Origin of the sequence: Cloacibacterium sp. Arc13 (genome assembly GCF_041431305.1) — a bacterium.
GTDB lineage: Bacteria > Bacteroidota > Bacteroidia > Flavobacteriales > Weeksellaceae > Cloacibacterium > Cloacibacterium caeni_B.
This window is the reverse complement of the sequence record NZ_JASMRM010000001.1, coordinates 298,203-316,376: the sequence shown is the minus strand read 5'-3', so window position 1 is coordinate 316,376 and position 18,174 is coordinate 298,203. Positions and strand designations below refer to the sequence as shown.

General features: G+C 33.3%; 18 protein-coding genes. 7 read left to right on the top strand and 11 right to left on the bottom strand.

All coding sequences use genetic code 11. The features are described from left to right. The first annotated feature begins 176 nt into the window (after positions 1-176). On the top strand, positions 177-1,022 hold the full coding sequence (locus QO190_RS01530) for a hydroxymethylglutaryl-CoA lyase (protein ID WP_371460962.1): 846 nt from the start codon (positions 177-179) through the stop codon (positions 1,020-1,022). Positions 1,023-1,247: 225 nt separating this feature from the next. Then, positions 1,248-2,105: a sulfurtransferase gene (locus QO190_RS01525; protein ID WP_371460960.1), complete on the top strand. Its 858-nt coding sequence runs from the start codon at positions 1,248-1,250 to the stop codon at positions 2,103-2,105. A 76-nt stretch (positions 2,106-2,181) separates the two neighbouring features. On the opposite strand, the gene QO190_RS01520 is transcribed toward QO190_RS01525, so the two are convergent. The 7 genes from QO190_RS01520 to QO190_RS01490 are packed head-to-tail and all read right to left on the bottom strand — an operon-like array spanning position 2,182 to position 7,650. Then, positions 2,182-2,511, bottom strand: a complete 330-nt coding sequence (locus QO190_RS01520) for an SUF system Fe-S cluster assembly protein (protein ID WP_104793118.1) — start codon at positions 2,509-2,511, stop codon at positions 2,182-2,184. Between the two features lie 21 nt (positions 2,512-2,532). Further along, entirely contained in the window at positions 2,533-3,231 is a 699-nt protein-coding gene (locus QO190_RS01515; protein ID WP_371460958.1) for a 3'-5' exonuclease, read from the bottom strand. A 28-nt stretch (positions 3,232-3,259) separates the two neighbouring features. Next, the gene (locus tag QO190_RS01510) at positions 3,260-3,769 is read right to left on the bottom strand and encodes a hypothetical protein (RefSeq protein WP_371460956.1); all 510 of its coding nucleotides are present in this window, start codon (positions 3,767-3,769) and stop codon (positions 3,260-3,262) included. A 21-nt stretch (positions 3,770-3,790) separates the two neighbouring features. Further along, positions 3,791-5,083 carry a Fe-S cluster assembly protein SufD gene (gene sufD, locus QO190_RS01505; RefSeq protein ID WP_371460954.1) on the bottom strand — a complete coding sequence of 431 codons (1,293 nt, stop codon included), beginning with the start codon at positions 5,081-5,083 and terminating at the stop codon, positions 3,791-3,793. Between the two features lie 18 nt (positions 5,084-5,101). Beyond that, positions 5,102-5,845, bottom strand: a complete 744-nt coding sequence (gene sufC / locus QO190_RS01500; protein ID WP_371460953.1) for a Fe-S cluster assembly ATPase SufC — start codon at positions 5,843-5,845, stop codon at positions 5,102-5,104. A 24-nt stretch (positions 5,846-5,869) separates the two neighbouring features. Continuing rightward, entirely contained in the window at positions 5,870-7,318 is a 1,449-nt protein-coding gene (gene sufB, locus QO190_RS01495) for a Fe-S cluster assembly protein SufB (RefSeq protein ID WP_371460952.1), read from the bottom strand. A gap of 2 nt (positions 7,319-7,320) precedes the next feature. Then, positions 7,321-7,650 (bottom strand): iron-sulfur cluster assembly accessory protein, encoded by a 330-nt coding sequence (locus tag QO190_RS01490; protein ID WP_104793113.1) that lies wholly within the window; start codon positions 7,648-7,650, stop codon positions 7,321-7,323. A gap of 142 nt (positions 7,651-7,792) precedes the next feature. On the opposite strand from QO190_RS01490, the gene QO190_RS01485 reads away from it, so the two are divergent. The 3 genes from QO190_RS01485 (at position 7,793) to QO190_RS01475 (ending at position 11,508) form a co-directional block, all read left to right on the top strand. Beyond that, positions 7,793-8,614 carry a GLPGLI family protein gene (locus tag QO190_RS01485; RefSeq protein ID WP_371460951.1) on the top strand — a complete coding sequence of 274 codons (822 nt, stop codon included), beginning with the start codon at positions 7,793-7,795 and terminating at the stop codon, positions 8,612-8,614. Between the two features lie 105 nt (positions 8,615-8,719). After that, positions 8,720-9,064: a hypothetical protein gene (locus tag QO190_RS01480; protein ID WP_371460950.1), complete on the top strand. Its 345-nt coding sequence runs from the start codon at positions 8,720-8,722 to the stop codon at positions 9,062-9,064. Positions 9,065-9,138: 74 nt separating this feature from the next. After that, positions 9,139-11,508: a TonB-dependent receptor domain-containing protein gene (locus tag QO190_RS01475; protein WP_371460949.1), complete on the top strand. Its 2,370-nt coding sequence runs from the start codon at positions 9,139-9,141 to the stop codon at positions 11,506-11,508. A gap of 54 nt (positions 11,509-11,562) precedes the next feature. Here QO190_RS01475 and QO190_RS01470 read toward each other — a convergent pair whose 3' ends face one another. Beyond that, entirely contained in the window at positions 11,563-12,303 is a 741-nt protein-coding gene (locus QO190_RS01470; protein WP_371460948.1) for a murein L,D-transpeptidase catalytic domain family protein, read from the bottom strand. A gap of 131 nt (positions 12,304-12,434) precedes the next feature. Next, a complete protein-coding gene (gene msrB / locus QO190_RS01465; RefSeq protein WP_371460947.1) occupies positions 12,435-12,881 on the bottom strand; it encodes a peptide-methionine (R)-S-oxide reductase MsrB in 447 nt (148 codons plus the stop codon). Between the two features lie 285 nt (positions 12,882-13,166). Here msrB and QO190_RS01460 point away from each other — a divergent pair, with 285 nt between their 5' ends. Beyond that, positions 13,167-14,411, top strand: a complete 1,245-nt coding sequence (locus tag QO190_RS01460) for a DUF445 domain-containing protein (protein WP_371460945.1) — start codon at positions 13,167-13,169, stop codon at positions 14,409-14,411. Positions 14,412-14,457: 46 nt separating this feature from the next. Here the strand turns inward: QO190_RS01460 and QO190_RS01455 are convergent, their stop codons facing one another. Next, positions 14,458-14,940, bottom strand: a complete 483-nt coding sequence (locus tag QO190_RS01455; protein ID WP_371460944.1) for a hypothetical protein — start codon at positions 14,938-14,940, stop codon at positions 14,458-14,460. A gap of 100 nt (positions 14,941-15,040) precedes the next feature. After that, a complete protein-coding gene (locus tag QO190_RS01450; protein ID WP_371460943.1) occupies positions 15,041-16,066 on the bottom strand; it encodes a quinone-dependent dihydroorotate dehydrogenase in 1,026 nt (341 codons plus the stop codon). Positions 16,067-16,550: 484 nt separating this feature from the next. Between QO190_RS01450 and QO190_RS01445 the strand changes: the two genes are divergently transcribed. Continuing rightward, positions 16,551-18,092 carry a glycine--tRNA ligase gene (locus QO190_RS01445; RefSeq protein ID WP_371460941.1) on the top strand — a complete coding sequence of 514 codons (1,542 nt, stop codon included), beginning with the start codon at positions 16,551-16,553 and terminating at the stop codon, positions 18,090-18,092. The last annotated feature ends 82 nt before the right edge of the window (positions 18,093-18,174 follow it).

Below are 18,174 nucleotides of genomic sequence, written 5' to 3'. Positions count from 1 at the left end.
ATTCATCTTCTAAGCCATCTTTTCAAAATTTTTAGAAAAAAGAGCTCAAACATGCCGCTCAATCTGGGGCGCAGTTTGGCACACAGAATCAAGGGTTTTCATAAAATTGACTTTCCATTTTCTTTTGGTCAAAAAAATCGTATTTTTAGGCAAGAAATAAAATCTAAAAATTAGAAATGTTTTTAACTGAATGTCCACGAGACGCCATGCAAGGTTGGGGAGAGTTTATTCCCACTCAAAAAAAGATTGATTACATTAATGCATTGATGGAAGTAGGCTTTGATGTACTCGATTGTGGAAGTTTCGTGTCGCCAAAAGCCATTCCTCAAATGGCAGATACTAAAGACGTAATCCCAGAAATTCAGAAAAAAAATAACACCAAAATTTCTGTCATCGTTGCCAATAATTCTGGCGCTGAACGAGCCTTGAAGCATGAAAACATTGATATTTTAGGCTTTCCTTTTTCTATTTCTGAAACTTTTCAGTACAGAAATACCAATAAAAACCAAGAAGAAGCGTATAAAGAAATTGTGAAAATTTGGGAGTTAGTACAATCTGAAAATAGAGAATTGAACCTTTATTTTTCTATGGCTTTCGGAAATCCTTATGGCGAAATCTGGAAATGGCAAGATGTAGAATTTTGGGCGAAAAGATTTGCAGAAATCGGCATCAAAAATATTTTGCTTTCAGACACTACAGGAACTGGGAACGTAGAGCGAATTTCGCAATTGTTTGAAAAAATTCCTGCGCAGTTTCCTGATATTCATTTCGGGGCGCATTTTCATAATAAATACGAAGATTCATACGTAAAACTGAAAGCGGCTTATGACCAAGGTTGCAGAAGATTTGATTCTGCGATTAAAGGAATTGGCGGTTGTCCTTATGCAAAAGATGATTTGGTAGGAAATATGCCAACAGAACAAGTCATTAATTTTATGGCTTCTGAAAAAATAGACCACAAACTGAATCTTCTTAATTTTGAAGCAGCTTGGAATAGAGCGAAAGATATTTTTAAATTTTAAATAAAATATAATGATAGAAGCCTTTGAAGAAAGTCCAATTTTAGCAAGTTTAGGCTTAGTTACTTTCATCATTGTTATCTTCTCTGTGTTTGTAATTCCAGTGATGGTAATAATATCAACCTATAATTTCTTCAAAAAAAGAGGCAATAAAAAACTGTCAATATTAATTCCAAGTTTGCTGCTATTAATACACATTTTCTTAATTTCATATATAATATTCTTTCAATGAAACCCATCATCACCGCAACTGAACTTTCAGAGATTCTAAATCAAGAAAACTTAGTGATTCTTGATGCGAGAACGGGAAAAGAGGCCCGTGAAAATTACCTGCAAAATCACATCAAAGGCGCTAGGTTTATCGACCTTGACAAAGATTTAGCAGAAATTGTTGAAGATGCAGCTTTCGGAGGAAGGCATCCTTTGCCAAAGATTTCAAAATTTGCAGAGACTCTGCAAAATTTAGGAATTTCTGAAGATTCTCACATTGTGGTTTATGACACTTCTAACGGTGCAAATGCGGCGGCTCGTTGTTGGTGGATGTTAAAATCTTTTGGAATTGAAAAAATTCAGGTTTTGAGTGGTGGATTTCAAACGGCAGAAAAAGCAGGAATTCCTTTAAAATATGGGGAAGAAATTTTTGAAAAAACTTCTTTTATCTTGAAAGAAAACTGGAGTTGGCCCACCTCAACTTTGGAAGAGGTAGAAAAAGAAATTTCAGAAAATTCCGCTACTGTGATTGATGTGAGAGATGCATACAGATACCGTGGAGAAAGTGAACCAATAGATTTAGTAGCAGGACATATTCCTGGTGCGATTAACATTCCTTTTTCTGAAAATTTAGACGAAAATGGCGAGTTTCTTCCTCCTGAAATTCTAAAAGAAAAATATCAACAATTATTGGCAAATACTTCGACTCCGCTCAGCATGACAAAAAAATTAATCATTCACTGTGGTTCTGGTGTTACGGCTTGTCATACCATTTTGGCTTTAGACTATGCTGGGTTCCCCATTCCGAATTTATACGTAGGTTCTTGGAGTGAATGGAGCCGAAGAGATGGAAAGGAAATAGCGAAAGAAGTCTAAATATTTTTAAATTTAAAACATAAAAAAACACCAATTAATTGGTGTTTTCATTTTTTATACGAGAATTGAGTTGGAACTAGAAAAGAATTCCCAATTCAAATTTTGCTTCTTCACTCATCATGTCTTTGTTCCAACTTGGCTCAAAAGTCAATTCTAAATCTACAGATTTTACATTTTCTACTCCTGCTACTTTTTCTTTTACTTCTTGAGGTAGAGATTCTGCTACAGGACAATTCGGCGTAGTAAGAGTCATCACCACTTTTACATCTCCATCTTCAGAAATTTGCACATCATAAACCAATCCCAATTCGTAGATATCTACAGGAATTTCTGGATCGAAAACGGTTTTTAAGGCTTTAATGATATTTTCACCTATATCTGCAATTTGTTCGTCTGTATATTTCATAATTCTTAATACATTTGAGATTTAATCTTCTCTTCTTTCTAATAAATCTTCTTGTCTCATTTTGCGAAAGATATTGGCCAAAGTTAAGACATCTTTTTCGCAATATTTTACAATTCTTGGCAAGTCTTTTTCTATATAATAGATAGACGAAACCATAGAACCATCTATATCATCTTTGGGAGTAGGAACGCCAAAAATATGCGCCATTAATTCCAAAGAAATAAAACTTTTCCAATCACCAAATTTCCACAATTCCATCGTATCAAGATGCGGGATTTCCCAAGGTTTTTTTCCAAACATCTGGAACGGAACTGGCGGTTGCATTCCATTGATGAGAAATCTTCTAGCAATCCACGGAAAATCAAATTCTTTTCCGTTGTGTGCACACAAAATCACGTTTTGCAATTTCGGGCGATTGAAAATTTCTCCAAATTCTTTTAATAATTCTTCTTCATGATCTCCTGCAAAACTTCTGATGAGAATTTTATTGTTTTTATCATAAATTCCAATAGAAATGCAGATAATTTTTCCAAATTCTGCCATTATTCCGGCTCTATCTCCATAAAAATCTGCAGCAGAAATATCTTCTTCTCTTTGTCTTGCAGTTTTTTTGTCCCAAAGTTTTTGTTCGGTTTCAGAAAGTTCTGCAAAATTACTTACTTGCGGAACGGTTTCTATATCCAGAAAAAGCACTTTTTCTATCGGAATATTTTTTATCATTTTGGTTGGTTTTAGTTTTTTTGGTTTTTTATGGTTGAGAAGTTATTAAATCTTCTACTTCTTTTTTCTGTTCGGCATATTTCTGCTGCAATTCAGAACCTTCTCCCATTCTTCTGTAATACTCTAAAGCTTTCTCGCCAAATTGTTTAATATAAAAGGGCGAAAGCTCTGGAATTTGCGGAAAAACTTTGTGAAAAAGCATTTCATAATACGCTTGAAATTCTCTTTCATTTTTATCTTCCACTAGAGAATTTGGGTCTTTTTGACGAACATGAAGCATTTCGTGAGCCACCATATTTAAAACCAATTTGATATCAAAATCAAACAAATTTCTAGGAATTTTTACAATTTGCTTTTCTCCTATTTCTCCTTCTGCAGTTAATAAAAGTCCATCATCTTTCAGTTCTTCTCTAAACCCAAAACCTGCAAAATTCTCATGTTCTAAGTCAAAATTTCTAATCAGATACTTGGCTGCATCTAAAATTTGGTCACTTTCTTTATACGCTTGAAGATGTAAATGGACTTGCTCTAAATTCATTTCTCAACGAAAATATGAATTTTAATCTAAATCTTCAAAAGCAATTTCTACTTCTAATTTTTCAGCTAAAAGTTTAGAAATTTTCAATTTTAAAGGCTCAATATCAATATTTTGCATCGCATCATTCGCAAAAGCGTACAATAACAATGCTTGTGCTTCTTTTTTAGAAATTCCTCTTGCTCTTAGATAAAATAAAGCATCTTCATTCAGCTGACCAACCGTACAACCGTGAGAACATTTTACATCATCTGCGAAAATTTCTAACTGAGGTTTCGTATCAATTGTAGCACCTTCGTCTAACAAAATATTATTGTTTTGCTGATAAGCATTGGTTTTTTGAGCGATTTTATCTACAAAAACTTTACCGTTAAAAACGCCATGCGCTTTATCTTTGAAAACACCTTTGTAATTCTGATAAGATTCACAATTCGGTTGGTTGTGATGAACCGCTGTGTGATGGTCAACTAGTTGTTCCCCACCAATAATGGTAATTCCGTTCATAAACGAGTTGATGTTTTCTCCATTATGAATAAAATCTAGATTGTTTCTCACCAATTTTCCTCCGAAAGAAAATGTATTTACGGTTGCCAAAGAATCTCTTTCTTGCTTCGCAAAAGTGTGGTCTACCAAATAAGAAGTATCGCTATCATTCTGTAATTTATGCCAATCTGCTTTTGCGTTTTTACCTGCAAAAATTTCGGTTACAGAGTTGGTAAACACGTAAGTTTCATCAAAATTATGATGAGATTCTATCACTTCTACTTTCGCACCTTCTTCTACCACCAATAAATTTCTGGTATTATAAAAAGTGTTCTGTTCTTGACTTTGAGAAATATAAAACACATGAATTGGCTTTTCTATCACCACATTTTTCGGAACGTGAAGGAAGAAACCATTTTCATGAAGCGCTTCATTAAGATTACAAAAAGCTAAATCTTGATTAGCAATCGTATTGAAGTGTTTTTTAATTATTTCTGAATAAGATTCGTGAGAAAGTGCAAAATTCAAGGTTAAAAACTCAGCATTTTCTACAGAAATATTCGATAATTCTTTGTGTAATTTTCCATTCACAAAAACAATAAAATCGAAATGTTCTTCGCCAAGGTGAAGTTCATCCAATTGTTTTTTGCTGATAGAATGGTGCTCTGAAGCAGAAAAATTGTAATCTTTTTCTACAATTTCCTTCAGATGGGTATATTTATATTCTTCGTCTTTCTTAGTCGGAAAACCTTTGCTCAAGAATTGTTCTAAAGCTTGAAGTTTGCTCCCAGAAAGTGAAGATTTTTGAAGTTCTATTTGTTCGAATAAACTCATTTCAATTTACAATTTTCATTATTTTACGAGCCAATCGTATCCTTTTTCTTCGAGTTCTAACGCGAGAGATTTATCACCCGTTTTAATGATTTTACCATCTGCTAAAACATGTACAAAATCTGGCTGAATGTAGTTTAATAATCTTTGGTAGTGCGTAATTAATAGCACTGCATTTCCTTCATTTTTGAAAGCATTTACACCATCAGCTACGATTCTCAACGCGTCAATATCTAATCCAGAATCGGTTTCATCAAGAATAGCCAATTTAGGATTAAGCATCATCATTTGGAAAATTTCATTTCTCTTTTTCTCACCACCAGAAAAACCTTCATTAAGAGAACGAGAAAGGAAATCTTTTTTAATTCCTAATAATTCTGATTTTTCACGAACTAAGGCCAACATTTCTTTAGCAGGCATGTCTTCTAAACCATTTGCTTTTCTGGTTTCATTAAGCGCTGCTTTGATGAAATTAGTTACCGTAACTCCCGGAATTTCCACAGGATATTGGAAAGAAAGGAAAATCCCTTTATGCGCTCTTTCTTCAGGAGCGTCTTCTATGATGTTTTCTCCTTCGAAAAGAATTTCTCCATCAGTTACTTCGTAATCTTCTTTTCCTGCAATTACAGAAGAAAGAGTAGATTTACCAGCACCATTTGGGCCCATAATTGCGTGAACCTCACCCGGTTTTATTTCTAAATTAATTCCTTTCAGAATTTCTACGCCCTCTTCAATTTTGGCGTGTAAGTTATTTATTTTTAACATTTTGTATATTTTCTTATTTAAAAATTATCCTACAGAACCTTCTAATGAAATTTCTAATAATTTCTGTGCTTCAATCGCAAATTCCATTGGTAATTTGTTCAAAACTTCTTTACTGAAACCATTTACAATTAATGCAATTGCCTTTTCTGTATCAATTCCTCTTTGGTTACAGTAGAAAATCTGGTCTTCACCAATTTTAGAAGTCGTAGCTTCGTGTTCTAATTGTGCTGTTGGATCTTTGATTTCGATGTATGGAAAAGTGTGCGCTCCACATTCATTTCCCATCAAAAGAGAATCACATTGTGAAAAGTTTCTCGCTCCTTTTGCAGAAGGCATTACCTTAACCAAACCACGATAAGAATTATTAGATTTCCCTGCCGAAATTCCTTTAGAAATAATGGTAGATTTCGTGTTTTTACCAATGTGAATCATCTTTGTTCCTGTATCTGCATACTGGTGATTATTGGTCACTGCAATCGAATAAAATTCACCCACAGAATTATCTCCTTTCAAAATACAAGAAGGATATTTCCAAGTTACCGCAGAACCTGTTTCTACTTGAGTCCAAGAAATTTTAGCATTTTTTTCGCATAAACCTCTCTTGGTCACAAAGTTATAAACCCCTCCTTTTCCGTTTTCATCACCAGGAAACCAGTTTTGAACGGTAGAATATTTAATTTCTGCATTATCCATCGCAATTAATTCTACCACAGCAGCGTGCAATTGGTTTTCATCTCTTGCAGGAGCAGTACAACCTTCCAAATAAGAAACGTAACTACCTTCATCGGCAATCACCAAAGTTCTCTCGAACTGACCAGTTCCTGCTTGATTAATACGGAAATAAGTTGAAAGTTCCATCGGACATTTTACACCTTTTGGAATGTAGCAGAAACTTCCGTCTGAAAATACAGCAGAGTTTAAAGCTGCATAGAAATTATCTCCTCTCGGAACAACTTTACCAATATATTTTTGAACCAACTCAGGATATTCCTTAATCGCTTCAGAAATAGAGCAGAAAATAATTCCTTTTTCTTTCAAAGTCGCTTGGAAAGTGGTTTTCACTGAAACAGAATCCATTACAATATCTACTGCAACTCCTGCTAAACGCTTTTGTTCTTCGATATTGATTCCCAACTTTTCGAAAGTTTTCAGCAATTCTGGGTCTACCTCATCTAAGCTTTCCAATTCTGGTTTTACTTTTGGGGCAGCGTAATATTTAATCGCCTGAAAATCTGGTTTTTCATATTGAATATTCGCCCAATCTGGCTCTTCCATTTTTTGCCAAATTCTGAAAGATTCTAAACGCCATTCGGTCATCCAACTTGGCTCGTTTTTCTTTGCAGAAATCATGCGCACAATTTCTTCGGACAATCCCGTTGGAAAATCTTCGTACTCGATATCTGTATAAAAACCAGCTTCGTATTCTTTGGTTTTGAGGTCTTCCCTCAAATCATCTTCTGTATATTTTGCCATACTTATAAACTAAAACTTTCTCCACAACCGCAAGTTCTTGCAGCATTTGGATTATTAAAAACGAAACCCTTTCCATTCAGACCACCAGAATATTCTAAAGTGGTTCCAACAAGATATAAGAATGATTTTTTATCTACCACAATTTTTACCCCATTGTCTTCAAAAACTTGGTCAGCTTCTGTTTTTTCATTGTCGAATTTCAAAACATACTCTAATCCAGAACAACCTCCACTCTTTACGCCAACTCTTATATAGTCGGTTTCTGGGTTGAAGCCTTCTTCTTTCATCAATTGAGATGCTTTTTCTTTTGCTAAATCTGATACTTTAATCATTATTTTTATTTAGAATGATTTTAGATTGCAAAAATACTACATTTCAAATCAATATCAAATTTGTGGCGAAATATTTGTCTATGTATTTCATAGATAAATTTTAACTTTGGGGAAATTTAATCATCAAAAAGAAAATTTATACATGAAAAAAATAGGAATTTTATTTTTAGGACTCATTTCAGCATTCAGTTTTTCACAAAATACACGTTTTGTGTATCAAGTTTCTATGAAAACAGATTCTACTGCAGCTCCTAAAATAGAAAATGCTTACTTAGACATCTCTACAGAAAAATCTATTTTCTATGGTGAAAAAAGGATGAAAAGAGATTCTACCATTCGTCAAGCGATGGAAACCAGAAATTTCAATTTTGACAGAAATTCTATGGAGCAATTCAGAACCGCAATCACTTATTCCATAGAAAAAAATCACGCTACCAAAACCATTTCTTATAAAGACAGAATCGCAAGAGACCAATATTGGTACGATGAAGACAGAACTTTTACTTGGAAAATCTTACCAGAAACCGTAAAAATCGGTGAATATGAAACTCAAAAGGCAGAAACTACTTTTGCAGGTAGAAAATGGTTTGTTTGGTTTACTCAAGATCTTCCTTTTATAGATGGCCCTTATAAATTTTCTGGATTGCCAGGATTAATCGTAAAAGTGGAAGACGAAAAAGGAGATTATTCTTTTGACTTGAAAGAAACCAAAAAAATTGCTGAACTTCCTAATTTCGAAAGCAGATTTGGCAATAATATTAAAGTGAAAAGAAGCGAATTCTTAAAACAGCAAGAAAAATTCAACAAAGACCCGATGTCATTCTTTCAAAATCAAGGTGGCGGATTTGCAATGAGAATGGGAGGAAACCAAAACCCACAAAATGAAGCCGAGAGAAGAAAAATGATGGAAGAAAGGCTAAAAGAAGAAGCGAAAGCCAACAATAATCCACTCGAAAAAAATTAATCACAAAAAAGTTAAACTTTGTCAAAAACTCAACAAATGTATTTTGGCAAAGTTTTTTTTTATAATTTTGCTCAATAAATGGCAAAGCATTTAAAAATAATTGTAATGATTTTCGCATTGGGAATGTTCATCGTTCCGAATCAGATGATTTTTGCTCAAAATACAGAAACAGCTTGTTGTACAACAGAAAAATCAGACAAAGATTGCTGCAGCTCATCTAAAAAATCTAGTCCTTGTCACGATACTTCCAAAAAATCACAATCTTGTAATAGCAATTGTGCAAAATGTACTTCTTGCTCATTAAGTGTAGTTTTCTTAGGTGAAGAAACGGACAAATCTCTAGGCGAAATTTCTTCTCACGCTATTTCTAATAAAGTAGAAAATTTCTACTTAGCGCCTTATTTATCTCAACTTTCTATTGCGATTTGGCAACCGCCTAAAATAGGTTAAATAAAATTTGTACAGCCAAAATTGTGGCTTATTCTGAAAAATTATTTCAACAAAATTTATTTAACTTATTAAAAATGAAAAACATACAGAAAAGTCTTCTGACTTTACTCCTTTTATTCGTATTCCAAATTACCTTTTCACAAATCACCAAAGAAAAAGCTTTAGTAAAAGGCGAATGTGGAATGTGCAAAGACAGAATAGAAAAAACAGCGCTAAAATCTGGTGCTAAAACTGCAACTTGGACCGCAGAAACCCAAACCTTAGAAGTAGAATTTGATATTTCTAAAACTTCTTTGGATAAACTTCTGAAAAATATTGCAGATGTAGGCCATGATAACGAAAAGTATAAAACAGACGAAAATACTTATACCGCTTTACCAGAATGTTGTCATTATGATAGAGCCGCGAGTTTTGAAGAGGCTATCGCTGCTAAAAATTCTGAACACGCAGAATCTTCTGAAAGTCATTCCGAAGATCATTCTCATCACACGGAAAAAGAGAAAACTATAGAAGGTGTAAAACTTACCAAATATCAAGAAGCAACTGCACTCAATAAAAAAGAAGCGGGTTTGGTTTTCAATATTAATTCAAAAGAATTATTGAAAGCAGCGTGTTGTAATCTTTCTGAAAGTTTCGAAACCAATGCAACAGTAGATGTTTCTTTTTCGAACGCTGTTACTGGAACCAAACAGTTGAAAATGCTCGGTTTAGATCAAAAATACACCGCTTTAACCAAAGAACTTTTGCCCGAAATTAGAGGATTAGCTTCAGCTTATGGTTTGAATTTCATTCCCGGTCGTTGGATTTCAGGGATTCAATTAACAAAGGGAGGAAGTACCGTAGTCAATGGCTACGAAAGCATTACAGGACAAATCAATACAGAATTTGTAAAATTCAATAAAGAACCAGAAAATTCTGTAAATCTTTTTGCTGATTTTAACGGAAGATACGAAGCGAACATTGTTTCTACTTCTAAATTGAATGGAAAATGGGGACAATCTATTTTATTGCACGGAAATGCAACCGTGGGCGAAATGGATGATAACAATGACACCTTTCTTGACAGACCAAAAGGAAACCAAATTAATGCAGCTTATTTATTGGATTACAATGATTTAGAAAACTATGGCTTTGGTTCACATTTTGGAATTCAATATTTGGTAGACAAAAGAATTGCAGGACAAGTTGGTTTTGATGACAAACTTCCGCAAATTTCACAGAACAAATATGGAGTGAATATTGACATCAATCGTTTTCAGGTTTGGAACAAAACAGGTTACATTTTCAAAGGAAAACCTTACCAAAGCATCGGTTTGATGAACCAATTTACTTATCATAAACAAAATAGCTTTTTTGGTCTTAGAAATTATTTTGGAGAACAGAAAACCTATTATTCTAACTTGATTTTTGAGTCAATTTTTGGAAATACCAATCATAAATATAAAACAGGAGCAAGTTTTTTATATGATGACTATAACGAAGATTATTTAGCTCAAAATTTCCAAAGAACAGAAACCGTTCCTGGATTGTTTTTCGAATATACTTTAACGGGACTTAAATACACTTTAGTAGCGGGTTCGCGTGTAGATTTTCACAATTTAGCGGGAACACAATTCACGCCGAGAATTAATTTCAAATATGACTTTTCGCCAAAAACCATTTTGAGACTTTCTGCTGGAAAAGGCTTTAGAACGGCCAATATTTTTGCAGAAAACCAACAGTTTTTTGCATCAAACAGAAGTGTAGAAATTTCACAAAACGGAGGGAAAATATACGGTCTAAAACCAGAAATCGCTTGGAATTATGGAGCAAGCCTACAACAAGATTTCAAACTTTTTGGCAAAAAAGCAAGTTGGATTACAGATTTCTTTAGAACAGATTTCCAAAATCAAGTTTTAGTAGATTTAGAAAATCCACAGAAAATCGTTTTCTATAATTTGGATGGAAAATCATTTGCCAATTCACTGCAAACGCAATTAGACTTTAGCGTAGCAAAAAATCTAGATTTCAGAGTAGCGTATAAGTACTATGATGTACAAGCAGATTTTGCTGACGGAAGAAAAGAAATTCCTTTCATGGCTAAAAACAGAGGGTTTTTCAACGCAGCTTATAGCACTAAAAAAGAAGGAAAAGATGCTTTTTGGACCTTTGATACAACCGTTCAATACGTGGGAAAACAGAGAATTCCGAATACAGCTTCTAATCCAACGAATTTACAGTTGCCAGAATTTTCTGATGCTTACATGACTTGGAATGCACAGATTGCTCACAATTTCAATAAAAACATCAGAGCGTATTTCGGTGGGGAAAACCTGACTGGAACTCGACAAAAAAATCCGATTGTAGATGCACAAAATCCTTTCGGAAATTATTTTGACGGAGGAATGGTTTATGCGCCCATTATGCCTGCCAATTTTTATGTAGGATTTGATGTAAATTTTTAAACAAATAAAAAAGGATTTCAAAATTTTGAAATCCTTTTTCTTTTATATCAATTACTAAGCATTTAGCCACACTGAAGATGAAAGATAATTTTCGTCTGGATAATAAATAAATATTACGTTTTTATCTTTAATCGTATTGATAATTGGTTTTGCTAGCGCTGTAGGAACAGCTGGACAACCCCAACTTCTACCAATTCTACGCTGAGATTTTATAAAATCTTCGCTCACATAATCTGCTCCATGCATCACTATTGCACGTTGTAAAGCTCGGTCATTAAAGCCTTTATCCATTCCGTGAAGCTTTAGTGAAAACCCATTACTTCCGTTATAAGTAGATTCTGTAACGTAAAAACCAAGGCTACTTTGCAATGAACTTTCTGTATTCGAAAATTTTCTGGCAAATTCTTCACCCGTGTTTTTTCCGTGGGCTACCAAAGAGTTAAACAATATTTTTTTTTCATTTAAATCAATTACCCAAAGTCTTTTTTGAGTTGATGAAAGCGAAAAGTCACAAACAGTTAAAAGATGACTGTCTTCATCTATTTTCCCAGCTTTTTTTAAATTATTGAAACCTAAAATTGCTTTTTCAAAAACATCTAATTCAAGTTTATTGGAGTTATTGAATTCTATAGCATGGTATAAAGTTTCAGCTTCGCTGAATTCTGTTAAAGCAACAGAATTCTTTTCAGCTTTGGTCGGCACCGGTTTTTTAGAATGAGCTTCTGCGTTTGTTTTTTTATAAAATGACGTGGCAATCATCAAAATTGCCGTGAGTAGTAATAGTAATTTCTTCATCGATTTTGGTTTTGGTATTTTTAGTCGGGCAAAAATACAAAACACTATAAACCAACAAATTAAATTAAAATTAATTAACTTTTATTTAACTCTATTTAACATAATATAAAGAAACTAAAATTATAGAAATTCTATTTTTTCTCAGAATCTCTTTGAAAATCTAAACTCACAGAGTTCATACAATAGCGCATTCCTGTAGGTTCTGGACCGTCATTAAAAACATGACCAAGATGCGAATCACAACGCTTGCAAAGCACTTCTATTCTTTCCATTCCATGAGATGAATCTCTCTTGTAAGAAACGCCTTCTTTATCTGCTTCGAAGAAACTTGGCCATCCACAAGTTGATGCAAACTTAGAAGAACTTCTGAATAAATGATTTCCGCAAACTGCACAATAATATTCTCCTATTTCATCGAAATCATTGTACTTGCCTGTAAAAGGACGCTCTGTATCTGCTTCTCTCGCTACATAATATAAATCCGTAGGAAGAATTTTTTTCCATTCTTCATTAGAAACATTCAGTTTCGTTTTATCTGTTCTAGAATAATATGGGTTTTTAACGCTTTGATTTTCCATTGATTTTGGTTTTTGTGTTTGTGAACAACTTTGCAGAAATAACAAGCAAAATAATATTTTTAAAATTTTATTCATAAGAAAATCTTTGATTTTCGGAAAACTTAATTTCCTTAACACCTTAACGTATTCTTAATGGTAAAATTTTAACATTAAGAAATTAAGTTCATTAAATTAAACTCTTGGCTTGTTGTTATTTTAATTTTATAATAAAGTTTGGTAAAAATAGAAAGAAAACAATTTTTAGGATTCGTATCTTTATAAAAAATTTCGATAATCATTATTGAGATGAATGAAGAAATAAAAAAACGCCAACTCAGAAATCATAAAATGCTCGCAACAGGACTTTTTGTTTTGATGACTTGTATTTTTTTGACGATGACTTATCTTCAGAAATATCAAAATTTCGGACATTGGGTAGGTTATGTGAAAGCCTTTTCTGAAGCAGCGATGGTAGGAGCTTTAGCAGATTGGTTCGCGGTGACAGCACTTTTTCATCATCCACTTGGTTTAAAAATTCCGCACACCAATTTAATTGAACAATCCAAGGAGAGAATCGGTGATAATCTGGGAAATTTCGTGGTTAATAATTTTCTTTCGCCGCAAAATATAAGACCTTACATACAGAATTTGAAGATTTCTCATTTCATTGGAGAATGGCTTCAAAAAAAGAAAAATTCGAATATTTTGGTGAAAAATTTATCAGAAATTGTGTTAGATATTCTTCAAAAATTAGAAGATGACGCTGTGGTAAATTTCATCAGCAAAAAAGCAAAAGAAATGACGGGAGATTTTAAAATCAACCAAATTCTAGGAAATGGAATGGAATATCTTCTCGAAAAAAATGACCACCAAAAACTCATTACCAGTCTTTCTGCACAAATCAAAAACTATATTCTGGAACACCACGAAATGGTGAGAGAACGTGTGAAAAAAGAGAGTTTTTCTCTTATTCCGAGTTTTGTAGATGATAAAATTGCAGAGAAAATCACTTCTGGACTTTCTAAATATTTTGAAGAAGTAGAGCAAGACCCAAACCACGCTTTGAGAAAAGAAATCACCCAAAAATTATTTGATTTTTCTTATGAAATCAAAATCAATCCTCAATACGAACAAGAACTCAATGCGATAAAAGATGATTTTCTGCAACCAGAAAAAATTCATCAATATTCCCATGATATTTGGGTTTCTTTGAAAAAAATATTGACGGAAGAATTGATACAAGAACATTCTTCGCTCAAAAATTATCTCCACAAAAACATTGCAGAATTTTCGGAAAACCTAAGAACTGACGAAAAACTACAGCATAAAATTGACCATTGGGTAAGAGTTACTGCTTATAAATACATCTTGCGAAACACCAATAAATTTGGGGATTTAATTGCAGATACTGTAGGAAACTGGCAAGGAAAAGAACTCTCCGAAAAACTAGAATTAGAAGTTGGGAAAGACTTACAATTTATTAGAATTAACGGGACTTTGGTTGGTGGATTGGTTGGTTTGTTGATTTACAGTATTGCGCAGTTGATTTAGAAGTTGGGAGACAGAAGTCCGAAGATTAAATGATTGTGAGAAAAAATTAAATGTTATTGATTTTCAAGGTTTTCAAGAATAACTTTTCAAAGTTTTTTTTCTTTAAATACAAATCTACATTTGCAAAGATTGAAAAAAACAATGTAAATAAAATAAAAATAATTAATTGAGAATTTACAAAATCTTTATTGTTAATGTTTAGCAAAAACAAAAAAATAGAAATTAAAAGCACTGAAATTGGCATAAATTTAATCCAATAATTTCCAAATTTAATGGGTTGGATTTCATAATCAACTTCTGTTTTATCTCCGTTTTTTTTATAATTTCCGCGAATTGTAAAAGGGACTAATTTAATATTTGAATTCTTGCTAATTGCAAATTCACTTTTAGAAACATATCCGTAAAAAGGTTTGTTAGAAAAATTTATGGTGAAAAAAGCAAAAAAACTTCCTTTATAAGAAGGCGTTCCTTCAACAGTCATTTCATTTAACGTTCTATGAAATTCATTAATGCTTAATTCTGAAATCATTTTTATAGTTTTTTTCAAATTTAAGAAAAAGATTGTTTCATCAGTTCGTTATACTTAATTACTCGCAAAGACGGCGCGAAAAAACTTCGGACTTCGGACTTCAAACTTCGGACTGTAAAATTTTCTCATTAATTTTATTAATCAACTCTGCTCCTTCATAAATAAAACCCGTGTAAATTTGCACCAAACTTGCGCCTGCTTCTAATTTCTCTAAAGCATCTTCAGCACTGTGAATTCCGCCAACTCCAATGATTGGGAAAGATTTGTTAGACTTTTCAGCCAAATATCTGATGACTTCTGTACTTTTTTCGCGAATAGGTTTCCCTGAAAGTCCGCCATTTCCTATTTTTTCTAAAGTTTCTTTTGAGGTTTTTAAATTTTCTCTTGAAATAGAAGTGTTGGTTGCAATTACGCCATCAATTTTGGTTTCTGCTACCAATTCTACAATTTCATCTAGCTGAATTTTATTGAGATCTGGAGCGATTTTCAGAAGAACAGGTTTTGGATGAGCATATTCAGCATTCACTTTCTGAATTTCTGTAATCAGTTCCTTTAAATAATCTGCGTCTTCTAACTTGGCGTGACTAGAAACATTTGGGCAACTCACATTCAGTACAAAATAATCTACAAAATCGTGCAAACCTCGGAAACATTCTACATAATCTGCGGTGTAATTTTCGGGTAAAGTGTTTGTGTTTTTACCAATATTTCCGCCAATGATTACTTTGTGAGGAGATTTTTTAAGATTTTCTACAATTTTTGCTAAACCTTCATTGTTAAAACCCATTCTGTTGATAATTCCGCCGTCTTCTATCAATCTGAAAAGACGTTTTTTCGGATTACCAGATTGTGCTTTTGGTGTTACGGTTCCTATTTCTACAAATCCGAATCCTAAATCTGCTAATTCATTAAACAGCACTGCATTTTTGTCAAAACCAGCAGCTAAACCTACTGGATTTTTGAATTTCAAGCCGAATAATTCTCGTTCGAGACGTTTGTCTTCAATGGGTTTTGGGAAAAATAATTTGGTTAAAAAACCTAAGTTTTTAAGGATAAAAAAGGTAAAATGATGGACTTTTTCAGGATCAAATTTGAAAAAAATCGGACGAAGAAATGATTTGTACATTTTTGAAAAAAGGTTTTACAAATTTAGTGTTTTTTTTCTTTTGTATAGAACGCTGATTTTAAGAGTTGTGTTTGTATTTTGTTTTCACGCAAAGTCGCTAAGTATTTCGCTAAGTACGCGAAGGTTTTTGAAAGTTTATGATGAAGAAAGTTCTCGCTGATTTTGCAGATGATGCAGATTTTAGTGGAAGAAATATTTTAAAGTTTTTTTCACGCAATGTCGCAAAGTGTGCAAAGATTTTTGAAAATTTATGATGAAGACAGTTCTCGCTGATTTTGCAGATTTTTCAGTGAATGAAAAACTGAAAGGTGTTTTTAGCTCTGATTGCAGTGGAATCCCGCAGTAAGCTTTGGGTTAAGTAATGGAACGAGGAATTGCAACGGAAAGCAGGACTGTGTTTCTATAAATTTACGAAATGTCTTGCTCCTTAAAAATGTAGAAAATTGCTATAAATTCCCTATTTTTGCAATTCAATTCAAAAGTTATGGCAAAACAAGAAGACGTTTTCAAGAAGGTAGTTTCTCACGCAAAAGAATATGGTTTTATTTTCCCGAGTTCTGAAATTTATGACGGACTTTCGGCGGTTTACGATTATGGACAAAATGGTGCAGAACTGAAAAATAACATCAAGCAATATTGGTGGAAAGCAATGGTGCAACTGAACGAGAATATTGTGGGATTGGATTCTGCAATCCTGATGCACCCAACTACTTGGAAGGCTTCTGGACACGTGGATGCTTTTAACGACCCATTGATTGACAATAAAGATTCTAAAAAGCGTTTTCGTGCAGATGTTTTAATTGAAGATTACTGTGCAAAACTAGAAGATAAAGCGCAAAAAGAAATCGAAAAAGCGGCAAAAAGATTTGGTGATGCTTTTGATAAAGCACAGTTTGAGGCTACCAATCCTAGAGTTTTAGAATACAGAGAAAAACAAAAAACCATTCTTGCAAGAATGGCAAAATCTCTGGAAAACAATGATTTAACAGATGTAAAAGCACTCATTGAAGAATTAGAAATTGCTGATCCTGACACGGGTTCTAAAAACTGGACGGATGTAAGACAATTCAACCTTATGTTCGGGACTAAATTAGGAGCTTCTGCGGAAAATGCAATGGATTTATATCTTCGTCCGGAAACCGCTCAAGGAATTTTTGTAAATTTCTTAAACGTACAAAAAACTTCTCGTCATAAATTACCTTTCGGGATTGCACAGATTGGTAAAGCATTTAGAAATGAGATTGTTGCAAGACAATTTATCTTCAGAATGAGAGAGTTTGAACAAATGGAAATGCAATTTTTCGTTCCACCAGGAACAGAATTGAAATTCTACGAAGAATGGAAACAAAAACGTCTGAACTGGCATCTTGCACTTGGTTTAGGACAAGAAAATTATAAATTCCATGACCACGAAAAACTGGCGCACTATGCGAATGCTGCTGCTGATATTGAATTTAAATTCCCATTTGGTTTTAAAGAATTAGAAGGAATTCACTCAAGAACTGACTTCGATTTATCTGCACACGAGCAACATTCTGGTAGAAAACTACAATATTTCGACCCAGAAAGAAATGAAAGCTATGTTCCTTACGTAGTAGAAACTTCTATTGGTTTAGACAGAATGTTCTTGGCTTTATTCTCTAATTGTCTGAAAGATGAAGTTTTAGAAGATGGTTCAGAAAGAACAGTTTTATCACTTCCGCCAGCTTTAGCACCTGTAAAAGCAGCGATTTTGCCTTTGGTGAAAAAAGATGGATTGCCAGAATTTGCAGAAAAAATCTTCAATGATTTAAAATATGATTTCAATGTAATTTCTGAAGAAAAAGACAGCATTGGTAAACGTTACAGAAGACAAGATGCTATCGGAACACCTTTCTGTATTACTGTTGACCACGATTCTTTAGCAGATGGAACGGTAACTTTAAGAGAAAGAGACACCATGAAACAAGAGCGTGTGAAAGTAGAAGATTTAAGAAGAATTATTGATGAAAAAGTGAACTTTAGAACTTTGCTTTCTAAAATATAGAATCCTTAAAGGTTTTAAAAACCTTTAAGGATTGATAATTATCAAAAATCCCGAAGAAAATTCTTCGGGATTTTTTCATAAT